This is a genomic window from Pelosinus propionicus DSM 13327 (genome assembly GCF_900114615.1).
Classification (GTDB): domain Bacteria; phylum Bacillota; class Negativicutes; order DSM-13327; family DSM-13327; genus Pelosinus; species Pelosinus propionicus.
The window spans coordinates 40,159-52,697 of record NZ_FOTS01000003.1; the positions used below are offsets into that span (position 1 = coordinate 40,159).

10 protein-coding genes are annotated in these 12,539 nt (G+C 36.5%); all 10 read left to right on the forward strand.

Going from position 1 to position 12,539, the window contains the following annotated elements; translation table 11 throughout:
- Positions 1–16: 16 nt before the first annotated feature.
- The 10 genes from BMZ99_RS02055 to BMZ99_RS02100 all read left to right on the forward strand — a co-directional run bounded on the left by BMZ99_RS02055 (position 17) and on the right by BMZ99_RS02100 (position 12,535).
- Positions 17–1,411: a cobyrinate a,c-diamide synthase gene (locus BMZ99_RS02055; RefSeq protein WP_090932455.1), complete on the forward strand. Its 1,395-nt coding sequence runs from the start codon at positions 17–19 to the stop codon at positions 1,409–1,411.
- Positions 1,412–1,434: 23 nt separating this feature from the next.
- Complete coding sequence (gene cobU, locus BMZ99_RS02060) at positions 1,435–2,016, forward strand: bifunctional adenosylcobinamide kinase/adenosylcobinamide-phosphate guanylyltransferase (protein ID WP_090932456.1); 582 nt, start codon at positions 1,435–1,437, stop codon at positions 2,014–2,016.
- Positions 2,009–3,529: a cobyric acid synthase gene (locus tag BMZ99_RS02065; protein ID WP_090932458.1), complete on the forward strand. Its 1,521-nt coding sequence runs from the start codon at positions 2,009–2,011 to the stop codon at positions 3,527–3,529. Before cobU ends, BMZ99_RS02065 begins: the two co-directional genes overlap by 8 nt.
- Complete coding sequence (gene cbiB / locus BMZ99_RS02070) at positions 3,529–4,479, forward strand: adenosylcobinamide-phosphate synthase CbiB (protein WP_090932459.1); 951 nt, start codon at positions 3,529–3,531, stop codon at positions 4,477–4,479. Before BMZ99_RS02065 ends, cbiB begins: the two co-directional genes overlap by 1 nt.
- Positions 4,480–4,544: 65 nt before the next feature.
- Entirely contained in the window at positions 4,545–5,291 is a 747-nt protein-coding gene (gene cobS, locus BMZ99_RS02075) for an adenosylcobinamide-GDP ribazoletransferase (protein WP_090932461.1), read from the forward strand.
- Positions 5,292–5,360: 69 nt separating this feature from the next.
- Complete coding sequence (locus BMZ99_RS02080; protein ID WP_090932463.1) at positions 5,361–6,257, forward strand: GHMP family kinase ATP-binding protein; 897 nt, start codon at positions 5,361–5,363, stop codon at positions 6,255–6,257.
- On the forward strand, positions 6,235–7,332 hold the full coding sequence (gene cobD / locus BMZ99_RS02085; protein ID WP_090932465.1) for a threonine-phosphate decarboxylase CobD: 1,098 nt from the start codon (positions 6,235–6,237) through the stop codon (positions 7,330–7,332). Before BMZ99_RS02080 ends, cobD begins: the two co-directional genes overlap by 23 nt.
- Positions 7,332–7,943 carry an alpha-ribazole phosphatase gene (cobC, locus tag BMZ99_RS02090; RefSeq protein WP_090932467.1) on the forward strand — a complete coding sequence of 204 codons (612 nt, stop codon included), beginning with the start codon at positions 7,332–7,334 and terminating at the stop codon, positions 7,941–7,943. The genes cobD and cobC overlap by 1 nt, the downstream gene beginning before the upstream one ends.
- Before the next feature lie 219 nt (positions 7,944–8,162).
- On the forward strand, positions 8,163–11,828 hold the full coding sequence (locus BMZ99_RS02095; RefSeq protein ID WP_090932470.1) for a PolC-type DNA polymerase III: 3,666 nt from the start codon (positions 8,163–8,165) through the stop codon (positions 11,826–11,828).
- A 248-nt stretch (positions 11,829–12,076) separates the two neighbouring features.
- Positions 12,077–12,535, forward strand: coding sequence for a ribosome maturation factor RimP (locus BMZ99_RS02100; protein WP_090932472.1), 459 nt, complete (start codon positions 12,077–12,079; stop codon positions 12,533–12,535).
- Positions 12,536–12,539 lie beyond the last annotated feature (4 nt).

A 12,539-nucleotide genomic window follows, 5' to 3' on the forward strand; every position in this document is an offset into this window, starting at 1 on the left:
AGGAGGGAGGAGAACTATGTCCCACTTTAAGATCCCACGTATCATTATCGCGGGCACAAACAGCGGCGTGGGGAAAACCACGATTGTTACAGGAATTTTAGCAGCTTTAAAGCAAAAGGGTCTTACGGTTCAATCCTATAAAGTAGGACCTGATTATATTGACCCAGGATATCATCAATTAGCAAGTGGAAAAGCCGCACATAATTTAGATACTTGGTTAATCCCGGCCGATAAGTTAGTACCTATTTTTGCTAAAACAGCTCTTGATAATGATATCGTTATTATTGAAGGAGTAATGGGGTTATATGATGGAGGCCGTACAGGGATAAGCAGCACAGCTGCTATAGCAAAGCTGCTCGATGCTCCTGTCATTTTAGTAATTGATGCAAAATCTATCGGTGAAAGTGCTGCAGCCATTGCACTAGGATTTAAAATGTATGACCAAGAGGTCAATTTGGCAGGGGTCATCATTAACCGATTGGGTTCAAAAAATCATCAGAATATGATCTGTGAAGCCTTAGAAAAAATAAAAATTCCTGTATTAGGTTGTATTTATCGTAATGAAGCCTTACATATGCCAGAACGACATTTAGGTTTAACTCCAGTTACGGAACATGACGCTTATGGTATGATGAGTCAATTGCAAGAACAAATTTCTGCGCAAGTTGATCTTGAAGAACTTTTAAAAATCGCTTATCAATCTTCAACCTTAAATACAAAATCAGAAAGGACAAATGATTTTCATCAATCGCCACTACATGTACGTATCGGTGTTGCACAAGATGAAGCTTTTTCCTTTTACTATCCAGAAAGTCTTGATGTTCTTAAAGCGTTGGGGGCAGAAATCATCCCCTTTAGTCCGATCAACGATAGTGCACTTCCTCCAGTTGATGGTTTGATATTTGGCGGTGGATTTCCCGAAATGTTTGTCAATGAATTAACTAACAATACAAGCATGCATGAATCCATTCGGCAAGCCTGCCGGGAGGGGATGCCCCTTTATGCTGAATGTGGCGGTTTTATGTATTTGACCAAAAAGATTATTGATTTTAATGGCCAAGGATATAATATGGTGGGAGTAATACCAGCCAATTGCAATATGCAATCTAAATTGCAAACGGTGGGTTATGTAGAAGCAACTGCGTTGACTGATAGTGTCTTATGTGCTGCCGGAGATGTCTTACGAGGTCATGAGTTTCATTTTTCACAGATGACTCATGACGACGATATTCAGGAATCATTTCCCTGGGCTTTTGAGTTTAAGAAAACACGTACAGGAGCAGTTTATTCTGGCGGTTATGCTGAGAAAAACATAGTTGCCTCTTATTTGCATATGCATTTTGCTGGCAATGAGCAGAATGCCCTGCGTTTTCTTACTAAATGTATGGAGTTTAAGCAAGGAAGAAAATAAAGATCCTTGGGAGATTGATATAAATGCAAGGAAAAATTGTTCTTATTACTGGTGGTACCAGAAGTGGAAAAAGTGTTTTTGCTGAGCAATATGCCGCTGCACAATCCGATCAAGTAGCGTATATTGCTACTGCTCATATTTATGATCAAGAAATGCAAAGCCGCGTAAATCTGCACCGTAAACGTCGGCCAGATACGTGGCAAACATTTGAAGCACCATATCATGCTGACCAAATATTCCTGGAAGCTGCTAAAAAAGCAGATGTTATCTTATTCGACTGCTTGACATTATACACGAGTAATTTGTTATTGTCAGATAGTACACCTGCCAAGCGAGAAGAAAGATATCAATACATCATGGAAGAAATCGATAAATTATTGTATTCTTCTCGTAAAAGTCAAGCTACCGTAATATTTGTTACAAATGAAGTAGGTATGGGTATTGTGCCAGAAAATGCGCTGGCTCGTGAATATCGTGATATCGCAGGTATGGTTAATCAAAAAATAGCCGCCGAATCTGATGAAGTTTACTTGGTCATTTGTGGTTTGCCTGTCGAATTAAAGAAAATAGCTTTAGAGATTTCTAAGGAGGTGCATCATGGCTAAAACCATTATGCTACAAGGAACAAGCTCACATGTGGGAAAAAGCATAATAACAACCGCTTTATGCCGCATCTTCTTGCAAGATGGACAAAGGGTAGTACCCTTCAAGGCACAAAATATGGCTTTAAATTCATATGTAACTAAAACAGGTGGCGAAATGGGTCGAGCTCAAGTTGCCCAAGCAGAAGCTGCTGGTTTGGAACCTGTAGTAGAAATGAATCCAGTCTTATTAAAACCAACGGGTAATTCTTGTTCACAGGTTGTTTTAATGGGTAAACCCATCGGTAATATGACGGCTAAAGAATATCATACTGGTTACAGTCTCAAAGCATTAGGTGTTATTAAAGAGTGTTTGGACCATTTAGATTCTGAATTTGATGTCATCGTGATTGAAGGAGCTGGCAGCCCAGCTGAAGTAAATCTTAAAGCAAATGATATTGTGAATATGCATATTGCGAAAATGCTGACAGCACCCGTTTTATTAATTGCCGACATTGATCGCGGAGGCGCTTTGGCATCTGTTGTCGGTACCTTGGAATTATTAGATCCTGATGAACGTGATTTAGTTAAGGGAATTATTATTAATAAATTTCGTGGCGATATTGATCTATTAAAGCCCGCCTTAGAATTTTTAGAAGAAAAAACGGGTAAACCTGTCGTAGGCGTAGTGCCACATCTTGATCAATTAGGCATTGACGATGAAGATTCCGTCTCTCTTGATGATAAACAAATCATGAGTGTCCGTGAACTTGAAATTGTAGTCATTAGAACACCTAAAATATCTAACTTTACCGATTTTGCGGCCTTTGCCAGTGAAATAGATGTCAATGTCCGTTATATTAAACAAGGCGAGTCCATTGGTAAACCTGATCTTATATTGTTACCAGGAAGTAAAAATACAATTGAAGATTTATTATATATACGCCAACAAGGATATGAAGAACAAATCCTTGAATTAGTAAACTCAGGTACACCGCTTATTGGTATTTGCGGTGGGTATCAGATGTTAGGGAAAAAAATAGCCGATCCTGAACATACGGAGTCGAATTTAGATAGTATTGCAGGTATCGGTCTATTAGACATTGCCACAACATTTACACCTAGTAAAGTAACACATCAAGTAACTGCTATCTGTAATGATAATGGTTTCTTGGGCGTAAAATTTAGCTGTGATCATTTGACAGGATATGAAATTCATATGGGACGTACTGAGTTTTTGGAGAATCTACAACACGCTTTTACGATAACTAGTCGATCAGATCAGCCACTAACATCTGTTGATGGGGTGGTACGTTCGGATGGCTTAGTCATGGGAACTTATATCCATGGTATTTTTGATAATGATGAATATCGCCGTAACCTACTAAACGCTTTAAGAATACGTAAAGGTTTAGCTCCTATTGAATCAGTAAATGACACTCACACCCGAAAAGAAAATAGTTATAATCGTTTAGCAGACACAGTGAGGAATAGCCTTAATATGAAATTAATTTATACACTTCTGGGTTCAAAATAATGGAGCAATATTTGCCCCTAGCTGCCATATTAATTGATTCGCTTCTCGGCGACCCTCGTTCCTCTCTGCATCCTGTAGTAATGATTGGCAATTGTATTGCTTTTGGGGAAAGAAAGTTATTAAACCCTCAGTATTCTCATAGATTAAAAAAAATAACTGGTATGCTACTTGTAATCCTAGTTTTAGGGATCACTTATGGTGTTACTTGGTGGATATTAAAACTCTTATCTCAAATCCATCCCTGGGCCGAATTTGTTGGAGGAGCTCTTTTGTTGAGCCTTACCATTTCACCTAATAGTTTAGCTAAGGCAGGAAATGAAATTTACCATTACTTAGTATCTGGTGATTTAAAACAAGCTCGATTTAAAGTAGGCTGGATTGTTGGGCGGGATACAGATAAACTTACTGTTCCAGAAATTACAAGAGCAACAGTAGAAACCATCGCTGAAAATATTGTTGACGGCGTTATTTCACCCCTCTTTTATTTTATAGTTGGTGGAGTTCCATTAGCGTTTTTATATCGAGCAGTAAATACTCTGGACTCTATGGTAGGATACAAGAACGATAAATATAAGGATTTCGGCATGTGCGCAGCTCGTGTTGATGATCTCTTTAATTATATTCCAGCGCGTTTAACAGCGCTCTTCATTCTGCTTGCTACAATTGTGCTGCGCTTTAATTTTATCGGAGCAAGTAAGACAATTTGGAAAGATGCAAAAAAACATCCTAGTCCTAATAGTGGACTATCTGAAGCAGCTGTCGCTGGGGCGCTAGGTATCCGCTTAGGTGGTTTAAATTTTTATGGGGGAATCGCTTCACAACGTGCTTATATGGGAGAAGCAAAAGTCTCCTTAATTCCAATTCATATCAAACAGACAATTCATATCATGTACATAACAACGGCTTTTTTTGTTGCGAGTTTATTCATCTATTCTAAGCTGATGGTATAATATTTTTAAAGCAGTGCTAAAAATGACTATGTTGGAGGATAGCGTACTTACGCTATAGAATAAAAATGAATAATTTTATAACCGGATTACAGTTTTTAACGCGAATTCAAGTTGCTAAACAATCGGAATGGTCACCTGAAAGCTTTGGTCGAAGTGTCAAGTATTTCCCCTTAATAGGTGCTATTCTTGGGATTATTCTCGTGCTAGTACATCATGTATTGGCTGAATTCTTCCCTAATGGTGGAATGTATCTCTCCCCCCATGTATTATCAATTTTTTTGATCATTTCTAATGTTTTACTTACTGGTGGTCTAACTTGTGATGGTTTCATGGATACTATGGATGGCATTTTTTCTGGTCGATCTAAAGACAGAATGTTAGAAATAATGAAAGACAGCAGAATTGGGGCTAATGGTGTGATGGCTTTTGTATTGCTTGCCATACTAAAGTGGTCACTCATTATGGACATTCCTCCCCAAGGGCTTCCTACAGCCTTATTTATGATGCCATTATTAGGCCGTTTTGCAATGGTCATTGGAATTACTGTATTTCCCTATGCTCGTCCTGATGGTATCGGTAAAGCTTTTGCTCAATATGCAGGTAAATACACTTTGTGTATTGCCACTATACTTACCTTACTATTTGTAATACCTTTAGGTAAACAGGCTATTGTGAGCCTATTTGCTGTGATTATTGTTACTCTACTATTTTCTAGTTATGTAAAAAAACTAATCGGTGGTTTGACAGGTGATATTTATGGTGCAATTACTGAAATAACCGAAATAGTTTTACTCCTCGTATTTTTGTACTAATTGGTATATATTGTGAATCGTCAAATGTAATATGCATCTAAAATAATAACTTCATTGGAGAACAATTGTATGAGGATAACAGTCAAAGCTCCTGGGTCTTGTGGTGAATTAGCACAAGGTACAATTGCTGGAAAAAACTTTTTGATTACTTGTCCTATTGATCTATATTCTGAAGTTACAGTAAAACCATGTGAGGATACGTCATCATTGAATGTTGGCAATAAGGTTATATCCGCCATCGAGAAAACACTCCATTATTTACAAATTACTGATAACTTTTATGTTAATCTAAGGTCAGAATTACCAATAGGTAAAGGGATGGCTTCCAGCAGTGCAGATATTAGTGCCACTTGCCAAAGTATTGCTTTAAGTACCGGAAGAATTTTATCGCCTGATGAAATAGCAGATATTGCTTTATCCATAGAACCTACCGATGGTATATTTTATCCGGGGATTGTATTATTTGACCATATACAAGGACATATTCGTCAATGTTTAGGAAATGCAATTCCAATGTATATTGCTATTTTTGATGTTGGAGGAGAAATAGATACTCTTTACTTTAATCAACGCAATGACTTAGAAAAATTAAACCAAGCTAAAGAGTTACAAGTACAAGAGGCTATGAATTTAATTCTTAAAGGACTTACTACAAATGATCTCTCTCTTCTCGGTAAAGGCGCTACCCTTAGTGCATTAGCGAATCAAAAAATATTATTTAAACCCTATTTAGAAGAAATGATCAGCATTAGTTTATCCTGGGGAGCAGTAGGAGTAAATGTTGCTCACAGCGGTACTGTGGTTGGAATTTTATTTCCGCCAAATCAACTGCATCGTTGTTCACCTTGTATCGAAGAGATCAATAGGCACTGTAATGATGTTAAATTCTTGCGTATTGTAAAATTTATTTCTGGTGGATTAAAGAAACAAGAAGGTGATAGTAATGAGTGGACTCAATGTTTTTGAACATGGCGGTAATTTGTATGCTAAAATGCGAGAGACAGGTGGCGGTTTATCTGAAATATTAGATTTTAGTGCTAATATTAATCCCTTAGGTATTTCAGATAAAATTCGACAAACATTACATGAGTCTCTAGAATCTATTATCCATTATCCTGATGCAGAAGGTTATGCTTTAAAGCATGCACTCAGCCAACATTATCAAGTAGACTCTGCATCAATAACAATAGGTAATGGAGCAGTAGAGCTGATGTATATTTTATGTCATATGCTAGCTCCTAATCGAGTATTGGTAACTGCACCGACATTTAGTGAATACGAAAGTGCAGCAAGAGCCAGTGGAGCAAATATAGAATATTTTTATCTTGATGAGCGAGATAATTTTGAGATTGATATAGAAAAACTAATGAAAAGCTTAACTGACATCGATGTAATATTCATCTGCAATCCTAATAATCCTACTGGTACCTTATTGGAAAATAAAAAGCTAGAAAAGCTATTGGAAGTCGCTAAAATCCAGGATACCTATGTAGTCATTGATGAGTCATTTATCGATTTTTTACCCAATGCAGCTACGTACACTTGTCGTCATTTAATAGCGCAATATGAAAACCTTATCATTTTGCATTCACTTACCAAGTTTTATGCCATACCAGGGCTACGACTTGGTTTTGGTCTAGCCAGCCCTAAAGTTACGATGATGTTACATGCAGGAAAAGATCCTTGGAACGTCAATACTTTAGCACAAAATGCTGGTGTTGTGGCATTATCTGACAATGATTATCAAATACTAAGCCGAGACTATGTTGCAGAGGCAAAAATAGAATTATACAATAACTTATTAGCAATTAAAAAATTAAAACCATACTCACCATCTGTTAATTTTATTTTAATAAATATTAAAGAGACTGCTATGACAGCAAAGCAATTACGGAACACTATGGAAAACCATAATATTTTAATTCGTGATTGCAGTAATTACCCAGGATTATCTTCAGAATACATCCGGCTAGCTGTAAAACATAAGGAACAAAATCATATTTTAATCGATGCATTTAAAAAGCTATTAGGAGGCATTTAATGACAAAAGTGATATTAGTTCGTCATGGACAAACACAATGGAACTTGGAAATGAAATACCAAGGACATTGTGATGTAGCTTTAACTGAAGAAGGCATACAACAAGCTAATTATGCAGCAAATAGTCTAGCAGAAGAATCAATTTCTGCGGTATATGCTAGTGATTTATGCCGTGCTTTTACGACCGCCAAATGTATTGCCAAAAAACATCAACTGCAGGTGGAAACTATACCTGAACTTAGGGAAATTAATTTTGGCAAATGGGAAGGACTAACCTACGCTGCTATCAATGATCAGTGGTCAGATCTGATGACTAAGCTTCTCACTCATCCTGATGAAATAGAAATCCCAGAGGGTGAAACCTTTAGAGCAGTAAAAGAACGATCTACCGCTGCCTTAACAAAATTGGTAGAAAAACACCCTGATCAAACAATTGTTGTTGTTTCTCATGGCGGAACCATACGTACAATTTTATGTGCAGTGCTTAATATTCATTTGAATTATCTCTGGAATATAAAGCAAGATAATACCGCGATTAATATACTTGAATATTATGACAATCAAGTATTAGTTTCATTAGTAAATAGCACACATCATTTAAATATTTCTTAAATCAATACCCTTTGCTAGTAGAAAAAGTATACACCAAAAGAGCTAAATTTTCTTTTGATGTATACTTTTTGCTGATATATGCTAAGAATCTTCAATTACACTCTCTATTTTATAAAAACTATGCTAAAATAAAAGAATAATAAAGTATCAAAATTCTCTTATTCCTTATTAAAGCTTATATTTCTAAAGAGTGTTAGAGCGCGAAAGAGGTTTGTGACTATGTATAGTTATTGTATTATACCTGAGAATCCCGAAAAATTCTTGTCTTTCCTTTCACAATTGCCAATGAAAGCTGAAGATAAAGAACTAATTCAATGTTGTAAAATTACCAAGGTTGAAGTTCATACTACACTAAGTACTTGGGATATATTTATAACGGTACCAAAAGAATTATCCAAAAACATATTATTAGTAGCGGAAGAAAAATTCTGCACTGATTGCGGCTTAAAAAAAGTAAATTTTATTCAACGTATTAGAGTATTAGAAGATTATTTAGCGCATAATTGGTTAGATTTTGTTAACCAAGTTTCGAATAATATACATTCTGTTAAACATTTACTTACAAATGCTAAGTGGAATTTTGATGGTCAAACTTTAACGATTGAAACCGTCGGTGATTTAGCTGCTGAAATCTTTTCTACCCATGGAACTATACAAAATATGCAGTCCTTTATATCGGCTGAGTTTAATCGAAACTGCACCGTCAAATGTATCACTACAGCTACTACTGAAATTACTCGTCATGAAGACTTATTAACTCCTGAATATTTAGAAGCATTAACTGAACATAAATCACCGAGTGAGACAAAGACCGATAATCCCATAATTTTTGGCAGAAATATTAAAGCTGACCCAGTGCCTATGAGTGGTATTCAAGATGAAGCTCGTAATATTGTAGTAGAGGGTCAACTTGTAAATTTTGAATTACGAGAATTGCGTTCAGGAAGACAACTCTTAACTTTTGATATGGGTGATTTAACAGATGGTCTTAGTGGCAAAGTATTCTTTGAAGATAAAGATAAAGAACAGTTTTCTAAAGTCTCTGCAGTTTTGAAAAAAGGGATGACTGTAAAAGCAAAAGGTACTGTTCAATTTGATAAATACAGCAACGAACTAGTTCTCTATGCTGACAGTATGTGCAAGGTTAATATTGTCACACGCATGGATAATGCTCCAACAACACGAATTGAATTACATGCTCATACGCGCATGAGTAATATGGATGCTGTGGTATCAGCCAAAGATCTTATCAAGACTGCTGCTAACTGGGGGCACTCTGCAGTTGCAATTACTGATCATGGTGTAGTCCAAGCGTTCCCAGAAGCTCATGAAGCTGCCCTCAAAGCAGGCATTAAAGTAATTTACGGTATGGAAGGATACCTAGTTGACGAAGATCTAAAGAAAGCTCGTCACATTATTATATTGGCCCAAAATAGTACTGGTTTGCGAAATTTATATCGTTTAGTTTCATTATCCCACATAAAATATTTATATAGAACACCTCGTGTTCCTCGTAAGATACTGATGGAGTACCGAGAAGGTTTATTATTAGGATCAGCCTGTGAAGCAGGTGAGTTGATTCAAGCTATACTGCGTGGAGAAAGTGACGAGGAATTACTTAGAATTGCTGATTTTTATGATTATTTGGAAATTCAGCCTATCGGCAATAATTCTTTCTTAATCCGAGAAGGGATGGTTGCAAATGAAGAGGAATTAAGACAAATTAACTGCAAAGTCTGCGAAATTGGTGCTAAGCTTAATAAGCTTGTGGTAGCAACCTGCGATGTACATTTCTTAAACCCCGAAGACGAAGTATATCGCCGAATCATGATGGCTGGTAAAGGCTTTAGTGATGCTGATCAACAACCCCCCTTATATTTTCGTACTACAGAAGAAATGATGAATGAATTTGTATATCTTGGCAATGACAAGGCTTATGAAGTTGTTGTAGAAAATCCACGACGCATTAACGAGCTCATTGAAATAATTAAACCGATTCCTGATGAGCTTTACTCACCACAAATTCCTGGCGCTGAAGATCAGATCCGATCGATGTCTTATCATAAGGCAGAACAATTATATGGTAATCCATTGCCACCAGTGGTAGCAGAGCGATTAAAATATGAATTGGATTCCATTATTAATAATGGTTTTGCTGTTTTGTATCTTATTGCTCATAAATTAGTGAAGAAATCATTAGATGATGGCTATCTGGTAGGCTCAAGAGGTTCTGTTGGTTCTTCTTTTGTTGCGACTATGACAGATATAACGGAAGTGAATCCTCTGCCTCCGCACTGGAGCTGTCCGAACTGTAAATATAGTGAATTTGTTACGGATGGGAGCTATGGAGGCGGATTTGACTTGCCTGATAAAATTTGTCCACAATGCAACACTCCTACAGTAAAAAATGGCCATGATATTCCATTTGCTGTTTTCATGGGTTTTCATGGTGACAAGGTTCCTGATATTGATTTAAACTTTTCTGGACATTATCAACCTACAGCTCATAAATATACGGAAGAATTATTTGGCAAAGACAATGTATTTCGTGCAGGAACGATTGCTACTGTTGCAGATAAAACAGCATATGGTTATGTGAAAAATTATTTTACTGATAAAGGAATAACCCCACGCAATGCTTACATTAATGCTTTGATTAGTGGCTGCACTGGAGTAAAGCGAACTACTGGACAACATCCAGGAGGGATTATGGTTGTACCAAGGGATATGGATGTTCATCATTTTACTCCTATACAACACCCCGCTGATGATAAGACTTCTGGAACAATTACCACTCATTTTGATTATCATTCCATTAGTAGCCGCTTAGTTAAGCTTGATATTCTCGGTCATGATGATCCAACGGTCATACGAATGTTAGAGGATCTAACTGGAATTGATGCGCAAACCATCTCATTAGACGATACAGAAACGATGAGCTTGTTTTCCTCAACTACTGCATTAAATTTAACACCTGCACAATTAGGAAGCACTGTTGGAACATTTGGCATTCCCGAATTTGGAACAAAGTTTGTGCGACAGATGTTGGAAGACACTAAACCCAAAACATTTAGTGAATTAGTAAGGATCAGTGGATTCTCTCATGGAACAGATGTATGGTTAAATAATGCTCAAGACTTGATTAAAGCAGGTACAGCTAAATTATCTGAAGCAATTTCAGCCCGTGATGATATTATGATGTACCTGATTCACAAAGGTGTTGATCCTTCTTTAGCCTTCAAGACTATGGAAGGGGTACGTAAAGGAAAAGGCATCAAACCAGAGGATGTCACAAAATTGCATGAGAAAAATGTACCAGAGTGGTATATTGAATCTTGCCAGAAAATTAAATATATGTTTCCAAAGGCCCATGCAGTTGCTTATGTTATGATGGCTTTTCGTATAGCGTATTGCAAAGTTCATCACCCTTTAGCCTTTTATGCTTCTTATTTTACGGTAAGAGGTACTGATTTTGACGCAGAACTTGTGTTACAGGGAGAGGTTGTATTACGCAACAAGTTAAATGAATTTGAATCAAAAGGAAATAACATAACTGTTAAAGAAAAGGGACTCGTTACTATTATTGAAATGGCCTTGGAAATGTATTTGCGTGGTTTCACTTTTCAAAGAGTTGATCTATATAAATCAGATGCAACTAAGTTCTTAATTGAAGATACTGGACTTTTACCCCCCTTATCCTCACTACAAGGTGTGGGGGAAAATGCAGCGCAAAATATTGTTCTTACACGTGAAGGAACTCCTTTTTCTTCTATGGAGGACATGAGAAATCGAGCACGTCTATCAAAAACAGTGGTAGATATATTAAAAACCCACGGATGCCTCAATGATTTACCTGAATCGGATCAAATGATGCTTTTTGGATAATGAAAACAATAAATTTATTAGAACCGATTCCAAATTCCTTGTTTAAAGCAAAATGTTATTGTAAATGCCACTATATAATGATATACTAAATGATAGTATAAATGTTTTTTTCGCGCTGAAAGAGTGGGTATAATACCCACTCTTTCAGCTTAGTGGTTATTTTAGCCTACCAAATATAGGGTATAAGCTTACATATTTTTAGGCAAGACTAAGATAATAGAAAAATATACTTAGGTAGGAGGTTTTGTATGTCAAAAGAGCATATTGAGAATTTGATAGAAAAAATTGTTCAAAATATTGTCGCTAACAGCCAAATTGAATTAGTCGATGTAGAATATATCAAAGAACGCGAATGGTATCTTCGCATCTTTTTAGATAAAGAAGGCGGTATTGAAATTGAAGACTGCCATTGGGTAAGCGAGCAGCTTGAAGCAAAATTAGAAGAGCTTGACCCTATTAAAGAAAGTTACTATTTAGAAGTTTCTTCACCAGGACTTGACCGTGCATTAAGAAAAGACAGGGACTTCGTCCGTCATATTGGCGATAAAATTGAAATTACTACATTTGCACCAATTAATGGTCAGAAACGTACCGTTGGTACATTAAACAACTTAAGTAATGGTAATATCAGTATTGATGTTGATGGTGTTGAAATGATCATTCCACGCAATCAAACTTCACAAGTTAGGTTATTTGTCGATTTCTAATACG